At 63.3% G+C, this 18,912-nt stretch carries 18 protein-coding genes; 5 read left to right on the plus strand and 13 right to left on the minus strand.

Features of this window, described 5'->3' with window-relative positions; translation table 11 throughout:
* Nucleotides 1-13: 13 nt before the first annotated feature.
* The 9 genes from HJB82_RS21205 to HJB82_RS21245 form a co-directional block, all read right to left on the minus strand.
* Nucleotides 14-1,108 (minus strand): alanine--glyoxylate aminotransferase family protein, encoded by a 1,095-nt coding sequence (locus HJB82_RS21205; RefSeq protein WP_221131189.1) that lies wholly within the window; start codon nt 1,106-1,108, stop codon nt 14-16.
* Nucleotides 1,109-1,119: 11 nt separating this feature from the next.
* Entirely contained in the window at nt 1,120-1,902 is a 783-nt protein-coding gene (locus HJB82_RS21210; protein ID WP_207585892.1) for an ABC transporter ATP-binding protein, read from the minus strand.
* Nucleotides 1,899-2,693, minus strand: a complete 795-nt coding sequence (locus HJB82_RS21215; protein WP_207585893.1) for an ABC transporter ATP-binding protein — start codon at nt 2,691-2,693, stop codon at nt 1,899-1,901. The genes HJB82_RS21210 and HJB82_RS21215 overlap by 4 nt, the downstream gene beginning before the upstream one ends.
* Nucleotides 2,690-3,523 carry an ABC transporter permease gene (locus HJB82_RS21220; protein ID WP_207585894.1) on the minus strand — a complete coding sequence of 278 codons (834 nt, stop codon included), beginning with the start codon at nt 3,521-3,523 and terminating at the stop codon, nt 2,690-2,692. Before HJB82_RS21220 ends, HJB82_RS21215 begins: the two co-directional genes overlap by 4 nt.
* Nucleotides 3,520-4,509 carry an ABC transporter permease gene (locus tag HJB82_RS21225; RefSeq protein WP_207585895.1) on the minus strand — a complete coding sequence of 330 codons (990 nt, stop codon included), beginning with the start codon at nt 4,507-4,509 and terminating at the stop codon, nt 3,520-3,522. The genes HJB82_RS21220 and HJB82_RS21225 overlap by 4 nt, the downstream gene beginning before the upstream one ends.
* Nucleotides 4,510-4,549: 40 nt before the next feature.
* On the minus strand, nt 4,550-6,160 hold the full coding sequence (locus HJB82_RS21230) for an ABC transporter substrate-binding protein (RefSeq protein WP_207585896.1): 1,611 nt from the start codon (nt 6,158-6,160) through the stop codon (nt 4,550-4,552).
* A 174-nt stretch (nt 6,161-6,334) separates the two neighbouring features.
* The gene (locus HJB82_RS21235; RefSeq protein WP_207585897.1) at nt 6,335-7,732 is read right to left on the minus strand and encodes an LLM class flavin-dependent oxidoreductase; all 1,398 of its coding nucleotides are present in this window, start codon (nt 7,730-7,732) and stop codon (nt 6,335-6,337) included.
* An 18-nt stretch (nt 7,733-7,750) separates the two neighbouring features.
* Entirely contained in the window at nt 7,751-8,803 is a 1,053-nt protein-coding gene (locus HJB82_RS21240; protein ID WP_207585898.1) for an ABC transporter permease, read from the minus strand.
* A complete protein-coding gene (locus HJB82_RS21245; protein WP_207585899.1) occupies nt 8,800-10,284 on the minus strand; it encodes a sugar ABC transporter ATP-binding protein in 1,485 nt (494 codons plus the stop codon). The genes HJB82_RS21240 and HJB82_RS21245 overlap by 4 nt, the downstream gene beginning before the upstream one ends.
* Before the next feature lie 230 nt (nt 10,285-10,514).
* On the opposite strand from HJB82_RS21245, the gene HJB82_RS21250 reads away from it, so the two are divergent.
* Together HJB82_RS21250 and HJB82_RS21255 are read left to right on the plus strand one after the other, a co-directional pair.
* Complete coding sequence (locus tag HJB82_RS21250) at nt 10,515-11,561, plus strand: substrate-binding domain-containing protein (protein WP_221141321.1); 1,047 nt, start codon at nt 10,515-10,517, stop codon at nt 11,559-11,561.
* Nucleotides 11,562-11,640: 79 nt separating this feature from the next.
* Nucleotides 11,641-12,849: an acyl-CoA dehydrogenase family protein gene (locus HJB82_RS21255; RefSeq protein WP_207585901.1), complete on the plus strand. Its 1,209-nt coding sequence runs from the start codon at nt 11,641-11,643 to the stop codon at nt 12,847-12,849.
* A gap of 79 nt (nt 12,850-12,928) precedes the next feature.
* Here HJB82_RS21255 and HJB82_RS21260 read toward each other — a convergent pair whose 3' ends face one another.
* Entirely contained in the window at nt 12,929-14,146 is a 1,218-nt protein-coding gene (locus HJB82_RS21260; RefSeq protein ID WP_221141322.1) for an SfnB family sulfur acquisition oxidoreductase, read from the minus strand.
* A gap of 169 nt (nt 14,147-14,315) precedes the next feature.
* Here HJB82_RS21260 and HJB82_RS21265 point away from each other — a divergent pair, with 169 nt between their 5' ends.
* Both HJB82_RS21265 and HJB82_RS21270 read left to right on the plus strand, forming a co-directional pair.
* Nucleotides 14,316-14,459 carry a hypothetical protein gene (locus HJB82_RS21265; protein ID WP_221116194.1) on the plus strand — a complete coding sequence of 48 codons (144 nt, stop codon included), beginning with the start codon at nt 14,316-14,318 and terminating at the stop codon, nt 14,457-14,459.
* Between the two features lie 8 nt (nt 14,460-14,467).
* Nucleotides 14,468-15,805 (plus strand): LLM class flavin-dependent oxidoreductase, encoded by a 1,338-nt coding sequence (locus HJB82_RS21270; protein WP_207585903.1) that lies wholly within the window; start codon nt 14,468-14,470, stop codon nt 15,803-15,805.
* An 18-nt stretch (nt 15,806-15,823) separates the two neighbouring features.
* On the opposite strand, the gene HJB82_RS21275 is transcribed toward HJB82_RS21270, so the two are convergent.
* The 3 genes from HJB82_RS21275 to HJB82_RS21285 all read right to left on the minus strand — a co-directional run bounded on the left by HJB82_RS21275 (nt 15,824) and on the right by HJB82_RS21285 (nt 17,659).
* Nucleotides 15,824-16,255, minus strand: coding sequence for a type II toxin-antitoxin system VapC family toxin (locus tag HJB82_RS21275; protein WP_207585904.1), 432 nt, complete (start codon nt 16,253-16,255; stop codon nt 15,824-15,826).
* A complete protein-coding gene (locus tag HJB82_RS21280) occupies nt 16,255-16,530 on the minus strand; it encodes a type II toxin-antitoxin system Phd/YefM family antitoxin (RefSeq protein ID WP_207585905.1) in 276 nt (91 codons plus the stop codon). The genes HJB82_RS21275 and HJB82_RS21280 overlap by 1 nt, the downstream gene beginning before the upstream one ends.
* Before the next feature lie 85 nt (nt 16,531-16,615).
* Nucleotides 16,616-17,659, minus strand: a complete 1,044-nt coding sequence (locus HJB82_RS21285; RefSeq protein WP_207585906.1) for a LacI family DNA-binding transcriptional regulator — start codon at nt 17,657-17,659, stop codon at nt 16,616-16,618.
* A gap of 214 nt (nt 17,660-17,873) precedes the next feature.
* Here HJB82_RS21285 and HJB82_RS21290 point away from each other — a divergent pair, with 214 nt between their 5' ends.
* Nucleotides 17,874-18,908 carry a Gfo/Idh/MocA family protein gene (locus HJB82_RS21290; RefSeq protein ID WP_207585907.1) on the plus strand — a complete coding sequence of 345 codons (1,035 nt, stop codon included), beginning with the start codon at nt 17,874-17,876 and terminating at the stop codon, nt 18,906-18,908.
* Nucleotides 18,909-18,912 lie beyond the last annotated feature (4 nt).

Here is an 18,912-nt window from a genome sequence, read left to right on the forward strand (position 1 = left end):
CCGGATACGGCTTTCAGCGGCAGTAGGCCTCGCATATCGCCTCCGCAGCGGCGGCGACATCCGTGGGATAACCGGCCTGCCTGAGGGCGGCGCCATAGGCCACGACGTTCGACAGCACCGCCTGGAATGCGGCGCGCGGACCTGTATGGTTCAGCCGGACGAGGCGGGCCGGCGCGGTTCCCACACCTTCGGTCAGCTCCACTCCCAGCCGCCCCGCGGCGGCGATCAGCGCATCAGGCGCCAGTGCCTTCGGCATCGGCACCGCCGTCACCAGGTTCGAAGCTTTGGCTGCCGGCACCCAGACCCCCACGCCGAGCGCTGCAAGCCCCGCCCGTGTTGCCGATGCTGCCAGTGCATGGCGGGCGACGACATTCTCCAGGCCTTCGGCCTCGATGCGGTCGAGTGCGGTTTCGAGCGCGAAGAATTCCAACGGCGCCGGCGTTCCCGGCAGGCCGCGCCGTCCGCCGTCGACCCAGGTCTTCAGATCGGCCAACGACAGGATCGAATCGCGCGGCGCGCCATCGCTCAGAATGAGGCCCCAGGCGCGCCGGCTGATCGAGAGCGCCGAGACGCCCGCTGGACCGCCAAGCGCCTTCTGCGCACCGATCACCGCGATGTCGATGCCGAGATCGTCGACGTCGAGCCGATGGCCGCCGATCGAGGCGACCGCATCGACGACGGTGACGATGCCGCGGGCACGCGCAAGCGCCAGTATCTCAGGGAGGGGGTTGAGAATGCCGCTTGCCGATTCCGCATGAACCAGGGCGAGCACATCGATAGACGGGCCGGCGTCCAGCGCCTCGGCGATCGCCTCGATCTCCGTCGGCCGCCCTGGTTCGGCGATGATATCCTTGACCGCAGCACCACCTCGCCGCAGCCATTGCCCGAACCAGCCGCCATAGGGGCTGGTGACGATGTTGAGCGCCGTAAGGCCCGGACGGGCAAGGCTGACCGCCGCCGCCTCCAGCGCCACCATCGCCTCTGCCTGCACCAGCAATATGTCGTTGCCGCTGCTCAAGATGCTGCCAATTCTGTCGGCAAGAACGGCATAGCGCTCTGGTGGATAGGAGGGCGCGCCATGCAGGGGATTCCAACCAAGATCGGACATGGATACTTCCTTCAAGATGGATCCGTGACGAGACGGGGGACAGCGGCAACAAGCGCGCGGGCGGCATCGGATTGCGGCGCGGCAACGACCGCCGCTGCCGGGCCGATCTCGACGATCCGCCCGCCTTCCATGACGGCGATGCGGTGAGAGACGGCGCGGACCACGGCAAGATCGTGCGAAATGAACAAACAGGCAATGCCCTGTTCCTTCTGCAGATCGACCAGAAGTTCGAGGATCCTGCCGCGCACGGTGACGTCGAGTGCCGAGACCGCTTCGTCGAGCACAAGCAACGAGGGCCGTGTCGCAATCGCCCGCGCGATCGCCACACGCTGTCGCTGGCCGCCGGAGAGCGCACGAACGGGACGAGTGGCATAATCTGCAGCCAGACCGACACGCTCGAGAAGCATGGCGATCTCGCCGGGGCGCTGGTCTTTCGGGACGACGCCATGGATGCGCAACGGATCATCGAGGACAGTGCCGACAGTCGCCAGCGGATTGAAGGCCGCCAGCGGATCCTGGAACACTATCTGCATGCGCGCCCGCTTGCGGCGCAAAGTCGCGCCATTCAGCGTTAGCCAATCCTCTCCCTCGAAGCGGATCGAGCCGGCATCGGCCGCAAGAAGCCGCAGCAGGATGCGCGACAGCGTCGATTTCCCGCTGCCGGAAGCGCCGACGAGCCCGAGTGTTTCGCCGGCCGCAATCGTCAGCGACACGTTGTCGAGGGCGGCAACCCGACGCCCTGCGGAAGAAAACCCTTTCGCCAGGTTTTCGACGGACAGCAGGGTATCATTCATGACGGCACCTCCGCGATCAGCGGCGGTGTCGCGAGGTCGCGGTGGCTGGCGATGAGCGCGGCGGTATAAACGCTTTTCGGCGCCGAAAGCACTGAACGGACCGGTCCCGCCTCGACCAGCCTCGCGTCGCAGAAAACCGCGATGCGATCGACGAAGCCGGAGGCAAGGGCGATGTCGTGCGTGATGAAAAGCAGCGTCATGCCGTCCTCGCGAACCAGCCCGTCGAGCAGGCGGACGATCTCGGCCTGGACGACGACATCGAGCGCGCTGGTCGCTTCGTCGGCGATCAGCAGCGCTGGTTTCGCGGCAATGGCTGCGGCGATCGCCACGCGCTGGCGCTGACCGCCGGAAAGCTGATGCGGAAAAGCCCGCATCACCTTGTCAGGCTGCGGTATCCGCACCCGCCCAAGCAGCTCTTCGGCCCTGATATAGGCCTGTTTCCAGCTGACGCCGAGATGGCGCCTCGCGCCTTCGGCGACCTGTTCGCCGACCGTCAGCACGGGATTGAGGCTCGCGCCCGGATCCTGGAAGACGAAGCCGAAATCGCGACCAGGGCGGGGCGGATGGCCAAGCCCAGGCCAAAACACCTCGCCGCCAACTCTCGTTCCCTCCGGCAGCAGGCCGGCGAGCGCGCGGGCGACGGTGCTCTTGCCGGAGCCGCTTTCGCCGATGATCGCAAGCCTTTCGCCTGTAGCGATATCGAGATCGATATGGTCGAGCGCGGCAGCACTGTTCCTGCCGCGCCCGTAGGTGACCGAAAGCTGCCGCAGGCTGCAGAAAACGCCGTTCATGCCGCCCTCACGCCGTCATCGCCAAGCGCCTTGCTAATACCTTCGCTGAAGAGATGGACGCCGAGCACGGTGACGGCGAGTGCCGCCCCCGGTAGGACCGAGAGATAGGAGGCCGAACGCAGCACACTGCGGCCCTCGGCGATCATCGAGCCCCAAGTGGCGATATTGGGATTGCCAAGACCAAGAAAGGAAAGTGCTGCCTCGGTGAGAATTGCGCCGGCGACAATGGTGGCCGACAGCGCCAGCACCGGCGGCAAAGCGTTCGGCAGGATCTCCCGGAAGGCGATCTCGGCCGGATGCATGCCGATCACCCTTGCAGAGGCGACGTAATCCTGCTCGCGGATCGCCAGCACCTGCGCTCTCGTCAGCCGCGCCGGATCGGCCCATGTGCCAAGCGCGATGGCAAGGACGACGACAGGCATCGAGACCCCGATGGTGCTGACGAAGGCAAGGGCGAGCAGAAAGCCCGGCACGATCTGGAAAGCGTCGACCACGCGCATCAGCGCCTCGTCGACGATCCCGCCGGCAAAACCGGCCGCCATGCCGACGCAGAGGCCAAGCAGCATGGCCGAAAACGCTGCCGCAAGGCCGACGGCAAGCGAGGTTCGCGCACCATAGAGTAAGCCCGCCACCACGTCGCGGCCAAGCCGGTCGGTGCCAAGCGGAAAACCTGGATCGGTGAATGGCTGAAGCAGCGCCCGGCCGGCAATTCTCAGCGGATCGCCCGGCGAAATGATCGGAGCAAGCAGCCCAACCGCAAGCAGGACGAGAAGGATCACAAGCCCGACCGCGCCTTCCGGCGTGCTGAGGAGGCGGCGGAGACGGCTCATGCATTGCCCTCCGAAGCGCCGATGCGCGGATCGAGCGCGGCATAGACGAGATCGACGAGAAAGTTGACCGAAATAACGAGGACGGCACTGGTAACGATAATACCCATCAACAGCGGCGCGTCGCGGCCGTTGACCGCCTCCTGCGCCAGCCGCCCGAACCCGGGAATAGCAAAGACGCTCTCGATCACCACGCTGCCGCCGAGCATGGCCGCCGATTGTAGCCCGAGCATGGTGACGAGCGGCAGCAGCGCATTGCGCGCCACGTGGCGTAGCACGATGCGACTGCGCGACAGACCTTTGGCGCGGGCAAAGAGCACGAAATCCAGCTTCCAGGCCTCCGCCATGCCGGCGCGCATCACCCGCAGGAACAGGGCGAGATAGATCAAGGCGAGCGCGCCGACCGGCAGGACCAGATGATCGGCAATGTCGAGCGCGCGCGACAATCCTGTCTTGCCGGAAGCGATCGTCTCGATGCCGGCGATCGGAAACCAGCGCAGCGTCACCGAAAAGGCGATGCTCAGAACCAGGCCGAGCCAGAAGCTCGGAATGGCGTAGACAATCAGCGAACCGATCGACAGCAATCGGTCGCGAAGGGTGCCCGGCCGGGCGCCGGCAAGGATACCGAGCGCCGAGCCCAAGCCGAAAGACAGCGCGGTGGCGCTGCCCATCAACAGCAGCGTGTTGGGCAGGCGTTCGGCAATTAGTGCGCCGACCGGCCGCCCGAAGGCCACCGACCAGCCGAGATCGAGCCGGGCAAGCGAGGAAAGATAGAGCCACAGGCGCGCGAGCACGGACCGGTCGAGGCCATAGCTTTCGCGCAGCGACTGCCTGAGTGCCGCATCGCCGCCCCCGATCGAGCCAAGATAGGCGTCGACGGCATCGCCCGAAGCGGATTCGAGCAGCAAAAAGGTGAAGATCACCACGATCAGCAGCACCGGAATACTGCTGATCGCCCTGCGCCTCAGGAGGATGATTGCACGTTTCACGCCGGACTGGGCCCTCGGAAGAGAATTGCCGCCAATCTTATCATGATTGCAGCGCGGTATCGCCCCAGTTCGAAACGGCCCAGCGCGGATTGTCCGAGACGTTGAGCACGGTATCGCGCGCAACGGTTATGAAGCCCCATTCCGCGACGTTGATCAGCGGCAGATCGGCGACGACGAGCTGCTGGAACTTGCGGTAGAGATCGGTGCGCGCCGTCGTGTCGACGGTTTCGGAGGCCTGATGGATGATCTTGTCGAGCTCCGGATTGACGTAGCCGCCCTGGTTGGAAAAGGGCACACCATCAGGTGTGCCGGACTGGACGAGAATGGTGGTGGAGATCGCCGGATCGCCGCGGAACACCGGCGGACCGACGGCAAGATCGAAATCGTGGTCGGTATAAACAGCTTTCTGGTGGGCGGCCGCATCGGCATTGACGATCTCGGCATCGATGCCGATCACGGCGAGCGCCTGGCGAAGGTAATCGCCGAACTGGCGGGTCTCGTTGAAATAGGGCGCCGGGCGAAGCTTCAGCTTGAAGCGGTTACCGTCCGCCCCTTTGGCGTAACCCGCCTTGTCAAGAATATCGTTGGCGGCGGCGGGGTCGAATGCATAGGCCGCGACATCTGATGTGTAGAACTCCGGCGCATTCCTCGGCACCGGGCCTGTGGAGGCAGCGGCGTAACCGAGGAAGATCGTGTCGACCACAAATTTCTTGTCGATCGCCTGGGCGATCGCCTGGCGGACCCGGAGGTCGGCCAACTCCTTGCGGCGGTGATTGATCTCGACGACCAGCTGATAGGTCAAAGCCTCATAGCCCTTCGAAATCACCTTGATACCGTCCACCTTGGAGATGCGGCCGAGATCGGCAAGCGGCACTGCCGAAAAGGCGGCAAGCTGGATTTCGTCGGCTTCGAGCGCCGCCCCCGCCGACGCGCGATCCGGCAGCACGCGGAAGACGATCTCATCGAGTTTCGGCTGGTCCTTGCCCCAGTAATTCTCATTGCGCGTCAGCCGGTAATATTCGCCGGGCTTGTATTCGGCGAACTTGAACGGACCAGTGCCGACGAGCGCGTTGTTGGCCGGATTGGTGGCGATATCGCTGCCGTCGAAGATGTGCTTGGCAACGACGCTGGTGACGACGGGCAGGGCATTGCGGATCAGCTGGAACGGCGTCGGCTTGGAGAAGCGGAAGACGGCGGTGTAATCATCAGGGGTATCGACGGCTTCGAGATCGGCGAAGACCAGGCGGCCGAGATTCTGCAGCGGCTTCCAGATATTGAGCGCGGAAAAGGCGACATCGAGCGAGGTGAACGGCTTGCCGTCGTGCCAGGTGACGCCGTCGCGCAGCTTGAAGGTGACGGAGAGGCCGTCGGCCGAGCCCTCCCAGGACGTGGCGAGGCGCGGCGAAAGCCCGTCCTTGCCGTCGAACGAGGCTTCGGCCAGTGGTTCGATCACCTTGCTTGCGACGAAAAAGACGCCGTTCGAGGCAACGATGGCAGGATTGAGGTTCTTCGGCTCGGAATCCGCAGCAACGATCAGCCGGCCACCGGCGGGCGCCGTCTGCGCCAGCGCGTGGCGGCTAAGCGCCGTCGAAGCGAGGAGCAGGGCGGCGCCCTTCATCAGCGTGCGCCGCGAGATAGATGGTACGGTCATGACCCCTCCTGATCGATAAAATTTCAAGTGCCCATATTCAGGGCGAAATGCCAACTATCATAGATAATTAAATTCGAATGGTCGGGCCGGGCGAGACATTTTTTGTCACCCAGCCATTATTTGCTTGGAGCAGGATATTCCTCGAAAACCGCTCACACTTTTCGGCATCATGCTCTAGCCGCTGGCGGCGAGGCGTGTTGGCTCGCTAAAGAGATCGCGGTAGGCGGCACCCGGATGCGGCGCGACAAGTCGCGGTCCTGCTCCCCCAAGCTTTTCCCGCAGCGTGCCCTTGGCATATTCGGTCTTGTAGACGCCGCGCTTCTGCAATTCCGGCACCAGCAAATCCACAGCATCCTCGAAACTCTCGGGCGTCACGGCATAGGCGAGGTTGAAACCGTCGACATCGGTGTCCTCGATCCATTCCTGCATCAGATCGGCAACCGTCTGCGGCGAGCCGACGAAAACAGGACCAAAACCGCCGACGCCGACCCAGTCGGCCATTTCGCGCACCGTCCATTCCTTGGTGGGATCGATGGTGGTGAAGGTCTCGACGGCCGATTGCACCGCATTGGTATGACGGTGGCGCAGCACTTCGTCCGGCCCGAATTGGCCGAAATCGATGCCGGTCCAGCCGGAGATCAGCGTCAGCGCGCCTTCGAAGGAGGCATATTTGCGGTATTCGTTGAATTTGCGCTGCGCCTCGGCATCGGTCTCGCCGAGGACTACTGTCTGGAGGTTGAAGGCGAGAATGTCGCGCGGGTTGCGGCCGATACGCTCGGCCGCCTCGCGGACATTGGCGACATAGCGTTTCAGCACCGCCTTCGATGGCGACGCCACGAAGATGCATTCGGCATGGGCGCCGGCGAAATCCTTGCCGCGGCTGGAGGCGCCGGCCTGGTAGAGCACCGGCGTGCGCTGCGGCGAGGGTTCGCTCAAATGAATGCCGGGCACGTTGAAATGCCGGCCGGAATGGCGGATCGGGTGGACTTTTTCTGGATGGGTGAAGATGCCGGTTTCGCGGTCTCGGACCACGGCGCCGTCCTCCCAGCTTCCCTCCCAGAGCTTGTAGCAGACTTCGAGATATTCTTCGGCGAGGTCGTAGCGATCGTCGTGTCCCGTCTGCGCCGGCTGACCGATGTTGAGCGCGCCGCTGTTGAGATAGGAGGTGACGATATTCCAACCGACGCGGCCTTTCGTCAGATGATCGAGCGTCGAGATGCGGCGGGCGAAGGTGTAGGGATGCTCGAAAGAGAGCGAGGCCGTCAGGCCGAAGCCGAGGTGCTCGGTGGCGTAGGCCATGGTCGGGATGAGCTGCAGCGGATCGTTGACCGGCACCTGCGCCGAATGTCGAAGGGCGGCATCGACATTGCCGTTCAGCACATCGTAGACGCCGAGCACGTCGGCGATGAACAGGCCGTCGAACCCGCCGCGCTCCAGCGTCTTTGCCAGATGCACCCAGTAGTCGAGATCCTTATAGGTCCACGACTTGTCGCGTGGATGGCGCCAGAGCCCCGGCGACTGGTGTCCGACGCAATTCATGTCGAAGGCGTTCAGCCTGATTTGGCGGGTCATGTCTTTCTTCCTTGGAATTTAGGAATTGCTGCGGCCGAGGCCGTAGGTCAGCGCCAGCGCGCCGACGAGCACGGCGCCCTTGACAAAATCCTGGGTGTAATAGGGGGCGTTCAGCATGGTCAGACCGTTCAGCAGCACGCCGACGAAGACGGCGCCGGCGATGGTGCCGAGCACGTTTGGGCGCCGCAGGTTGAAAACGGCAAAACCGATCAGCGCGGCGGCAACCGAATCCATCAGCAGCGAGCCGCCGGAAGAGATGTCGCCACGCCCAACGCGGGCGGCAATGATGATGCCGCCGAGCGAGGCCAGCGTGCCCGACAGGACATAGGCGAGCGTCTTCAGCCTGACGGTCGAAGCCCCAGCGAGCCGGGTGGCGACCTCGTTGCCGCCGGTCGCAAACAGCAGCCGGCCGATGCGGGTGCGTTCGGTGAGGATGAAGAGTACGACGGCGACCGCCGCCATTAACACCACTGAGACGGGGAGGGTGCCGAAGATGCTGTAGCGGCCGATCAGCAGGAAGGCCGGGTCGTAGGCGCCGGTCGCCTTCGAACCGTCGGGCAAGGTGAGGCCTGATGAAATCGACCGGCCGGCAGTGGGTATCAGCTGCAGGCCGGAGAGCAGGAACATCATCGCCAGTGTCGCCAGCAGATCCGGCACCTTCAGGCGCACGATCAGCAAGGCGTTGACGAGGCCGACCAGGGCGCCGAAGGCGAGCACCAGCGGCACCGTCGCGTAGGCGTCGAGACCCCAGACGATCATTGCATAACTCGCCGCCATCACGCTCGATGCGGCGACCGCGCCGATCGACAGGTCGAAACCGCCGACAGCAAGCGTGACAGTGACGCCGGCACCGAGGATGGCGACGACCGACACCGCCTGCAGGATGCTCATGAGATTGGCGATGTTGATGAAAGCGGGCTCGGCGATCGAAAAACCGACGATCAGCAGCGCAAGCAGGATAAACACCGCGCCTGCGCGGAGAAACGCCCCTAAGGCTGCAAGGCGGCCGCTTTCGGCGTGCGATACCGTTTGCAGAGTGCCTGCCCGAGTGTCGTCGTCGAACGTCGTCATGCCGATATTTCCTGAATGGCAAAAGGAGCGGCATTTCCGTCCGCGGCGGGTTCCAACACGTGGCGGTCGATGACCAGGATGCGGTCGGCCACTTCATAGGCCTCCTCGGGATCGGAGGTCGCGATCAGCGTCGCCCGGTCGGTGCGGGCACGGATTGCCTGTATGATATCGCGGCGGGCGCCGACGTCGACGCCCTGAAAGGGCTCGTCGAGCAACAGGAGGCGGCTTGGCTCCGCTTCCCAGCGGGCGATCACCGCCTTCTGCTGGTTGCCGCCGGACAGCGACCAGACGGAGGCGAGCGGACCGGCTGCCTTGATGCCGAAATGGGCGATCGCCTGCTCGGCCTCATGTCGTTCGCGCCTGCCGAGGAGGAACCCGCGCGGATACCATTTGGAAAGATGCGGCAGGCTGATCGTCGCCGAGAGCGAATGGCCCGGCCATGCCGGCGGCATCAGCGAGGAACGATGACGGTCTTCGGCCGCCATCGCAACGCCTGACGCAATCGCTTCGGCCGGGCTTTTCGGTCGGTAAGGCCGGCCCTCGAGAAACATCGTGCCACCCTCAAGCGCCGTCGCGCCGAAGATCGCCTGGAGCAGCCGGCTCTTGCCGGCGCCGAGCACGCCGGTCACCGCCACCACTTCGCCCTCATGGAGCGACAGATCGAAGGACGCGCCTGTGGGCAGCAGGCAGGCATCGCGCATCTCGAAAATCACCGGGCCGGTCGCGGGCCGCGCATCCGGCCGGGCCGCATCCAATCTGCGGCCGATCATCGTCTCGATGGCGCTCGAAAAATCGATCGGCCGCGAGAAGGTGCCGACGACGCGGCCGCCGCGCATGACGAGCGCGCGGTCGGCAATCGCTTCGAGATCGGCTGTGCGATGCGATATATAAAGGATTGCCAGTCCCCTCTGGCGAAGCCTCAGCAGAATGTCAAAGAGACGGCGGCTTTCCTCTCCGGAAAGGCTCGCCGTCGGCTCATCGAGAATGAGGAGATCGGCGCGGTTGGCTAGCGCCCGTGCAATCGCCACCAGTTGCCGGTCGGCGCTGGCGAGTTCGCCGAAATCACGGTCGAGCGGCAAGGTGAGGCCGGCAGCATCGAGCATCGCCTGCGCCGCTCGGCGAATGCCGGCGCGCGTGACGAAGAAGGGCGTGCTGCGATCGGCGAAACGGTTGAGAAGCAGGGCGTCGGCGACGGTCAGGCCGGCTGCACCGACCAGATCCGTCGACTGATGCACGGTGACGATACCGGCCCTTGCCGCTTCCGCCGGGCTGCGCGGCGCGAAGGGACGGCCATCGAAACGGATCGTACCGCCGTCGGCCGGAAGCACGCCGGAAAGGATTTTGACCAGCGTCGATTTTCCCGCGCCGTTTGCGCCCATGAGCGCTACGATCTCGCCGCGCTCGATCGAAAGATCGGCGCCGGCAAGCGCCCGCGTCGACCCGAAGCTGCGGCTGATATTTTCTATGTGAAGAAGCGGCATCGACAAGATCCGGGACTGCATTTGTATCAGGAGTGTGCCTCTTTTGGGCGGTCGAATTCCAGGCACGCATTTCCCCGGCGGACAGTGCCGGGGGAACAAAGAATCTCCCGCAGCCCGCAAAATCGGATCATTTAATCTACTAAAAACATAGAGATTATATCTAATAACTTGACGCGTCGCGGGGTGCTGCCTGTCAGACGACGCCTCTTTTTGCCAAAAGGAACGCGACGATGAAATCCCTCGCACGGCTCGCACTGTCTGCCGCCGTCATTCCGTTCATTTTCATTCAAGGCGCAAAGGCCGACGGCCTGTCCGGTGCTCCGGCTCCCTTCGACAAGGGTGGCGTCAAGGTGGCGTTGATCAGCTACATCTCGGCCGGCGATTTCTTCCAGGCCTACCAGGCGGGCGCCGAGGCCCAGGCCAAGGCACTGGATATCGACCTGCGCATCTTCCCCGGGCGGCAGGATGCCGCCGAGCAGCGCGAGCAGATCCTGCAGGCGATCAACCTCGGCGTCTCCGGCATCGTCATCGACCACGGCCTGCCGGAATCGCTCGGCGACGTCGTGCAGCAGGCGCTCGACAAGGGCATCAAAGTCGTGGCTTTCGACGTCAACCTCAACAACCCCAAAATCCCACAGGTGGAGCAGAGCGACCACGAGCTTGCCTCGCTGGCGCTCGCGCAGGTGGTGAAGGATAACGGCAACAGCTTCAACGCCGGTTATGTCTATGTCGCGGGCTTTGCGCCGCTCGACCGCCGCAACGGAGTCTGGGACAAGTTCAAGTCGGACAACAAAGGCGTGGTCGAAAAGGCCCGCTTCGGCAATGTCAGCGACACGACGGCAACCTCGACCGCCGACCAGGCCAAGGCCGTACTCACAGCCAATCCCGATATATCGGTGGTCTTCGCCCCCTATGACGAATTCGCCCGCGGCGTAAAACTCGCTGCCAACGATCTCGGCATTGCAAACAAGCTCAAGATCTATTCTGCCGATGTCTCCACGGCCGATATCCAGGAAATTACCGAGGAAGGCAGTCCCTGGGTCGCGACCGTCGCCACCAATCCGGCCGTGGTCGGCGCCGTCTCGATCCGCGCCGCCGCTCTCGAAATCGCCGGCCAGACGGTACCCCATCAGATTACCGTGAAGCCGACGCTTCTGACGCAAGAGAGCCTGCGCGCCGCCGGCGTCAAGACGATCGAAGAGCTGGCCGAAAAGGTCCCCGCCTTCAGCATCAGCGATGCGGCGACCGCCAGCTGGATCCCGGACAAACTGTTCTGAGGCTTTTGGCTTGATCCTTTCCGGCGGGGAGCGTGCGGCTCCCGCCGGAACATCCCCTTGGAGAATTGGAGTTCCGCCCATGAGCCAGTCCAATGTCGTCTTCGCGGCCCCCCGCAACCCGACGCGAGAAGACCTCTTTGCCCGTGCCGAGGCTATCTCGGCCGACCTTTCCCAGCGCGCGGCCGAACTCGACCGCGACGGCCGTCCGCCACTTGCCGAGATCGTCAAGCTGAAGAATGCCGGCCTGCTCAACGCGCTGCATCCGTCAGAGATCGGCGGCGGCGGCCTCGATTGGGTCGACGGGCTGAGGCTGGTACGCATTCTCGCCCGTGGCGAGAGCTCGATCGGCCAGTTGCTCGGCTACCATTATGTCAATAGCCAGTACATCTACTGGGCGCTCGATGCGGCGCGCGCCCAAGCGCTCGGCGGCGAGACGGTGGCGAAGAACCTCTATTGGGGCGCGGCCGTCAACCCGCGCGACCCCGGGCTGGTGCTGACCCGCCGCGGCAACGGCTATGTGCTGAACGGCCGCAAGTCCTTCTCCACGGCAGCGCGGGTCTCCGACTATATCAACGCCAACGCCACGCTCGATGACAAGATCGCCGGTTTCGCCGTGCCGACCAATCGCCCAGGCTACGTCGCCAGCGACGACTGGGACAATATCGGCCAGCGCCTCTCCGACAGCGGCAGTGTCGAATTCCACGATTTCCCCGTCTACGAGGAGGATTTCGTCGGTGCGCCCGCTGCAGCCGATGTGGCGCCGCCCGTGCTCTCGACCTTCAATACGCCGTTCATCCAGCTGGTCTTCGTCAACTTTTATCTCGGCACCGCCGAAGGCGCGTTGCAGGCGGCCGTCGACTACGTCAGAACCACGACCCGGCCGTGGATCACATCAGGCGTCGAGCGGGCAGCGGACGATCCCTATATCCTCGAACGTGTCGGCGAATTCACCGCCGCGCTGAAGGCCTCGGCAGCCCTTGCCGACAGCGCGGCAACCGCCGTGCAGGCGGGTCTAGCCCACGGCCGAGATGTGACGGCACGCGAGCGCGGCGAGGCGGCGGCGGAAGCCTATGCCGCCAAGGTCCATGCCACCCATGTCTCGCTCGACATCACCTCACGCGTCTTCGAACTGACGGGCGCGCGCTCGACAGCGAACAAATATCGCTTCGACCGGTTCTGGCGCAATGTCCGCACCCACACGCTGCACGACCCGGTCTTCTACAAGGCCAAGGAAGTTGGTGAATTCGTGCTGAACGACAAGATACCGGAGGTCAGCCTCTATAGCTGAGGCGGCCGTCTTCCCTCGAACGCAAAAGCCCCACCGCCAACGCTGGCGGTGGGGCTTTCGTTTGCAAGCGACGGAAATTTCAGAGCGCGCCGTTTTTCGGCGGCGTCACGCCGTTCAGATGGTAGTTGCCGACAACGTGATATTTCCAGCGCACCGGATCGTGCAGCGTATGAGTGCGGGCATTGCGCCAGTGGCGGTCGAGATTGAGGCCTGCCTGTACCGACGAGGTTCCGGCAAGTTCGAAGAGCGTATTCGCCGCCTCGATCGCCACCTCGGTCGTCAGCACCTTGGCGGCGGCAACCGCAAGCGTCGCCTCGACAACGTTTTTCTCCGTCGTCTCGATCTGCGCGGCATCGACCTTGTGGCCGGCACGCTCGACGAGCGCCGTTGCGGCTTCCAGCCGGATGGCGATCTGGCCGACCTTGACGATCGTCAGCGGATCGTCGGAGGCACGGTCGAGGCCGCTATCCATCCAGGGGCGCGATTTCGTCCTGACGAACTCCAGCGTTTCGGCAAAGGCCGCCCGCGCGATACCGAGATCGATACCGGCATGGATGATCTGGCCGACCGAGCCGATCGTCGTCGGCCGCTCGAAGCCCTTGTGATGGAAGACGACGGAATCGGCGCTGACATAGACATTGTCGAGGATCGTCGTGCCGCTGCCGGTGGTGCGCTGGCCAAAACCGTCCCAGTCGTCGACGATCTCGATGCCTTCGGTGCCTTTCGGCACGAAGGCCATGGTCAGCCGCTCCTCCGCATCGAGCGCAAAGACGGTGATCCAGTCGGCAAAGAGGACGCCGGTCGAATAGAATTTGCGGCCGTTGATCCGGTAACCCGGACCGTCGCGGGTGATGCGCGTGTTATAGTGGCCGACCGTCTTCGTGCCGCGCTCGGAAAGTGCATTGCCGAAACGGTCGCCGGCCAGCACCCGGCCGAAGAAATAACGCTGCTGCTCCTCGCCGCCGTCGGTTCTGAGCGCCTCGAGAATATAGAAATGGTTCTGCGGGATCTGGCCGATCGAACTGTCCGCCTCCGACAGGATCGCGGTGATCTCGGCAAGCACGGCGTTCGAGACGTCGAGCCCGCCATATTGCGCGGGCACGGTGATCGCCAGAAGGCCGGATTGGGCGAGAAGATCGAGTTCGGCGAACGGCAGGAGCCGGTCGCTATCGCGCTCGGCGGCGCGTGCGGCAAATTGCGCCGCCAGCCTGCGGGCGGTTGCGATCACTTCCTCGTCGCTGCCGATACGGGCGGCCACCGGCCGGATCTGGTCTGCTTGCCTCAGGACGGTATTCATCGATGTCTCCAATTCTACCGATCCTATCGGTGAAAGAAATCGAGCATCGAGATAAGAGCACAAATTCTATAGATGTCATGTAAAATGGAAAGTGTTTGCTTATCGGCCTCCGGCCGCCGGGATTAGTGTCTCGGTTCGGCGTTTCCGTGAAAACGCGGCCGGAGAAGGAATGAAATTCCTGGCGGAAATTACTGCAGCCGGCCTCGATTTGAATTCGTCGACCTCCTACGTAACCGATATCCGATGCGTCGCCGCAGCGGCTCCGGAAAGAACGCCCAATGCGGGGCAGGCGGCCGCCTTGCCCGATCCATGAGGAAAATCATGACCCGTTCACGGCAGTTGCGCCTCGGCGCCTTCATGCGTCCCGTCAGCTTGCATACCGGCGCGTGGCGTTATCCCGGTTCCTATCCTGACGCAAACTTCAATTTCGCGCATCTAAAGTTCTTTGCACAGGCGCTGGAACGGGCGAAATTCGACGCCTTCTTCATGGCCGATCATCTTGCCGTGCTCAACATGCCGGTCGAGGCACTCAGGCGCAGCCACACCGTGACCTCTTTCGAGCCCTTCACGCTGCTCTCAGCGCTGGCGGCAGTGACGGAGCGTATCGGTCTCGTCGCTACCGCTTCCACCACATTCGACGAGCCCTATCACATAGCCCGACGTTTCGCCTCGCTCGACCATATCAGCGGTGGCCGCGCCGGCTGGAACATCGTCACGACGTCGAACCCCGACGCCGCTCTCAATTTTGGCCTCGACGAACATATGGAGCATGGCGAGCGTTATCATCGCGCTCGGGAGTTTTATGATGTCGTCACCGGGCTCTGGGACAGCTTCGCCGACGACGCCTTCATTCGCGACCGGGAGAGCGGCCTGTTCTTCGATCCGGAAAAAATGCATGCGCTGAACCATAAGGGCGAGGAACTCAGCGTCCGCGGGCCGCTCAATATCGCCCGCCCGCCGCAGGGATGGCCTGTCATCGTCCAGGCCGGCCAGTCGGATCCCGGCCGCCAGCTTGCCGCGGAGACCGCCGAAATGGTCTTCTGTTCGCCGCGCGATCTTGCCGCCGGCAAGGTGCTTTTTGCCGATATCAAGGGTCGCATGGAAGCCATCGGCCGCAACCGCGACCATCTGAAGATCCTGCCCGCCGCCTTCGTCATCGTCGGCGACAGCATCGAGGAGGCCCGCGCCAAACGTGCCACCCTCGACGGCCTGGTGCATTACGACAGCGCAATCGCCTCGCTTTCGATCGCGCTCGGCCATGACGCTTCCGGCTTCGATCCCGACGCGCCGCTACCGGCCGATATTCCCGACACCAATGCCAGCAAGACCGGCCGCGCCCAGGTCCTGAAGCTTGCGGCGGAAGAAAACCTGACCGTGCGGCAGCTGGCGCAACGCTATGGTGGCTATGCCGGCCTTGCCTTCGTCGGTACACCGGCAAGCATTGCCGACGAAATGGAATGCTGGCTGGAGGAGGAAGGCTCGGACGGCTTCAATATCGTCTTCCCCTATCTGCCGCAGGGTCTCCTTGACGTCACTGAACGACTGGTTCCGGAGCTTCAGCGCCGCGGCCTGTTCCGCAGCGAATATGAAGGCGCAACGCTGCGCGAGCATCTCGGCTTGCCGCGGCCGGAGAACCGGTTCTTCGTATCGGGCGCATGAGGCGCTGCTGCCAGCCGCTCAGCTCCGTGTGCCAGCAAAACGCCAGGGGTCGATGCATTCGATGCCTAGCGGGATGAAATGCGCGACATTGCGGGTCACGAGGTTCAGCCCGTGTTCCAACGCAGTGGCGGCGATCATTGCATCGGCGGATGGACGCTTGTCCGCGGTTGGAAGCAGTCCGGCCCGGCTTGCCGTCGCTGCATCGAATGGCAGGATGCGCTCGGCGAATTCCGTCAGCACGCTCTCATCCATCCAGCGGCGCAGATCCTCGGCGAAGCCGGGGTCCCTTCCGCGCTCGCGCTGGATGCCGAACTGGATTTCCATGATCGTAACCGCTGAGAGATAGGCTTCGGCAACGGAAAACTCCTTCATGAAGTCTTGGAATTCCCGCGACTGCCGCTCGGCTCTTCGCGCAGCAGAGACGACATTCGTGTCAAGCAGGAACACCATCAGAACTCGACGGTCCTGTCGTCAAAGCCGAGCCGCTCGGGCTCGAACTCCCTTTCATCGGCTGTCGGATCGCGCAAGGCCGCAAAGAGTGTCTTCGGCGCCTTCCAGTTCGCCTGAAATTCCGCATAACTGACAAGCACATAAGCCGCCTTGCCGCGATCGGTGATCACGAGCGGCCGTTCATTCGCCTCCTTCTTTGCCTTACTCGGATTCTGGTTGAAGGAAGCGCTGGTCATGAAGGACATTTTCATCGACATCGTCCATACTACATTCATCAGAAAGTATGCTACATTTAACTCACTTTTACAAGATCGGCGGGGAGGGAGCCCCCGCTTTCCTGGAGGAGTCATCCAGCGGCGCTCAGACCATGGCCACCGCCTGAAACGCATCGCTTTCTCCCGGCACCAATTCGAGCGGCCAGACGACGTTGCGGCCGGCATCGGGATAGAACTTGCGATAGGCCGGCATGTTGGCGAGAAGCATCTGGCCCAGCGCGATGCCGAGATCGTAGAGTGACATGCGGAAGCAGCTGAGCGAGGGCTGCAGGAACCGCGCTCGAGGCGCGTCACGGAAGCCGATCACGGCAATGTCGCGGCCGGGCATGACGCCTGCCTCCGTCAGGCGGCGGTAAAGGCCGATCGCCATCAGCTCGTAGATCAGGATCACCGCCGTCGGCCGCTCTTCAAGAAGCAGCAGCTCGTGGGCCGCCTGATAGCCGCCTTGTTCGCTCGACTTGACGCGGATGACGAGCGACCGGTCGAACGCTATATCGTGGCGTTCGAGCGCGCGGCGATAGCTCTCGAGAAAGACGTAGCCGAGGTTGACCTCGCTCGACGGCGCGGTGATCGCGATCCGACGGTGGCCGCGTGCGACCAGCCGCTGGACCGCATGTTCGGCCACGCCTTCGAAATCGAGATCGATCCAGGGCGAATTGCTGGCCGAAAGGCTGCGGCCGACCGAAACGAAGGGGATCTTTGCCCGCGACAGAAGATCGATGCGCCGGTCGATACGCTGCATATTCGAGATGATCATCGCATCGACGATGCCCCGCGCCACCATGCGCTTCAGATATTCGTGCGGATCCTCATCGCTCGGGCTGGGCAGCATGATGAGGTCGAGGCTGTGGCGGGCAAAGACGCTTTGCAGGCCGCTGGTGACGCCGAGGAAGAAGTTGTCGGCATTCTCGACCGCCTCCGTGCTGGATTCGATCATCAACCCGATGACCTTCGTCTCTCCCTGTCTCAGGCTCCGCCCCGACTGGTTGGCGACGTAGCCGAGTTCCTCCGCGGCTGCCAGCACGCGGCGGCGCGTTTCCTCGTTGACATCAGGCTTGCCATTCAGCGCCCGGGAGACCGTGCCGATCGAAATATCCAAGTGTTCGGCAAGCTGGCGAATGCCCTTCATCGTTGTTGATTTTCCCTGGAGCATGATGCCGAAAACTGCGCGCGGTTTCCAGATGACATCCTGCTTTCCTTCTCTGATTTAGATCCATTCGGATCTCGGTCCGAAATTTCGCATTTGGCGTCTATTGACATCGCAAAGTGTTTCCGCCAACATTCGTAAACGTTTACGGAGTGCGTGTCACGAGGAGAGTTGGCGCCATTCCCTGGAGGAAATCGTGAAATTCAGTGCCATTCTGTGCGGGTGCGGAGCTATGTCCAAAGGTTGGTTGCGCGCCATCGCTTCCAACCCTCAACTGGCCGAATCCATCACCATCGTCGGTCTCGTCGACCTCAACCGGGAGACGGCGGAAAAGCTCGCTGCCGAGTTCGGTCTTAAGGGCGCTGTGATCGGTTCGGACCTGTCCGAAGTTATCGCTGCGACCAAGGCCGATCTGGTCTTCGACATCGTCATTCCGTCCGCCCGGTACGATGTCGTTTCGGCGGCGCTCAAGGCCGGCTGCCACGTGCTCAGCGAAAAGCCGATGGCCGCCTCGCTTGCCGAGGGCGCTGCGCTGATCGATCTCGCCGCAGAAACCGGCCGCATCCATGCGGTCATCCAAAACCGCCGTTTCATCTCGGGCATCAGGCGCCTGCGCCGCTTCGTCGACAGCGGCGTGATCGGCGAGCTCACCGGCATCCATTGCGACTTCTTCCTCGCACCGCATTTCGGCGGCTTCCGCGAAGAGATGGATAATGTCCTGCTTCTCGACATGGCGATCCACACCTTCGATGCCGCCCGTTACGTCGCCGACAGGAAGCCGCTCGCCGTCTATTGCGTCGAGCGCAATCCGAAGGGGTCGTGGTACCGGCACGGCGCCTCGGCCAATGCCATCTTCGAATTTTCAGACGATATCGTCTTTACCTATCGTGGCTCCTGGTGCGCCGAGGGTGAGCGCACCAGCTGGGAAAGCCAGTGGCGTCTCGTCGGCTCGAAGGGCATGCTCACCTGGGACGGCGAGGAGAGCTTCAAGGCGACGGTTGCGGGCGAGGAGCCCGGCCTGTTGCGTGGTTCTACTTCCGTAAACGTTCCCGGTCCGGAGCATGACGAAGAAACCCACGGCCACGCCAGCGTCATCGCCGACTTCATCGCGGCGATCCGCACCGGCAAACAGCCCGAAACGGTCAACTCCGACAATATCAGAAGCCTCGCCATGGTCTTCGGTGCGATCGAAAGCGCCAAGACCGGCAAGCGCATCGAAATTTCAGCATAGGATC

Origin of the sequence: Rhizobium sp. NZLR10, assembly GCF_019685125.1 — a bacterium.
Taxonomy (GTDB): Bacteria; Pseudomonadota; Alphaproteobacteria; order Rhizobiales; family Rhizobiaceae; genus Rhizobium.

Coding starts and splice junctions, on each gene's coding strand:
- HJB82_RS21205 (WP_221131189.1), bottom strand. CDS start 1,108: ATGTCCGATCTTGGTTGGAATCCCCTGCATGGCGCGCCCTCCTATCCA.
- HJB82_RS21210 (WP_207585892.1), bottom strand. CDS start 1,902: ATGAATGATACCCTGCTGTCCGTCGAAAACCTGGCGAAAGGGTTTTCT.
- HJB82_RS21215 (WP_207585893.1), bottom strand. CDS start 2,693: ATGAACGGCGTTTTCTGCAGCCTGCGGCAGCTTTCGGTCACCTACGGG.
- HJB82_RS21220 (WP_207585894.1), bottom strand. CDS start 3,523: ATGAGCCGTCTCCGCCGCCTCCTCAGCACGCCGGAAGGCGCGGTCGGG.
- HJB82_RS21230 (WP_207585896.1), bottom strand. CDS start 6,160: ATGACCGTACCATCTATCTCGCGGCGCACGCTGATGAAGGGCGCCGCC.
- HJB82_RS21235 (WP_207585897.1), bottom strand. CDS start 7,732: ATGACCCGCCAAATCAGGCTGAACGCCTTCGACATGAATTGCGTCGGA.
- HJB82_RS21240 (WP_207585898.1), bottom strand. CDS start 8,803: ATGACGACGTTCGACGACGACACTCGGGCAGGCACTCTGCAAACGGTA.
- HJB82_RS21245 (WP_207585899.1), bottom strand. CDS start 10,284: ATGCCGCTTCTTCACATAGAAAATATCAGCCGCAGCTTCGGGTCGACG.
- HJB82_RS21250 (WP_221141321.1), top strand. CDS start 10,515: ATGAAATCCCTCGCACGGCTCGCACTGTCTGCCGCCGTCATTCCGTTC.
- HJB82_RS21255 (WP_207585901.1), top strand. CDS start 11,641: ATGAGCCAGTCCAATGTCGTCTTCGCGGCCCCCCGCAACCCGACGCGA.
- HJB82_RS21260 (WP_221141322.1), bottom strand. CDS start 14,146: ATGAATACCGTCCTGAGGCAAGCAGACCAGATCCGGCCGGTGGCCGCC.
- HJB82_RS21265 (WP_221116194.1), top strand. CDS start 14,316: ATGAAATTCCTGGCGGAAATTACTGCAGCCGGCCTCGATTTGAATTCG.
- HJB82_RS21270 (WP_207585903.1), top strand. CDS start 14,468: ATGACCCGTTCACGGCAGTTGCGCCTCGGCGCCTTCATGCGTCCCGTC.
- HJB82_RS21275 (WP_207585904.1), bottom strand. CDS start 16,255: ATGGTGTTCCTGCTTGACACGAATGTCGTCTCTGCTGCGCGAAGAGCC.
- HJB82_RS21280 (WP_207585905.1), bottom strand. CDS start 16,530: ATGAATGTAGTATGGACGATGTCGATGAAAATGTCCTTCATGACCAGC.
- HJB82_RS21285 (WP_207585906.1), bottom strand. CDS start 17,659: ATGAAGGGCATTCGCCAGCTTGCCGAACACTTGGATATTTCGATCGGC.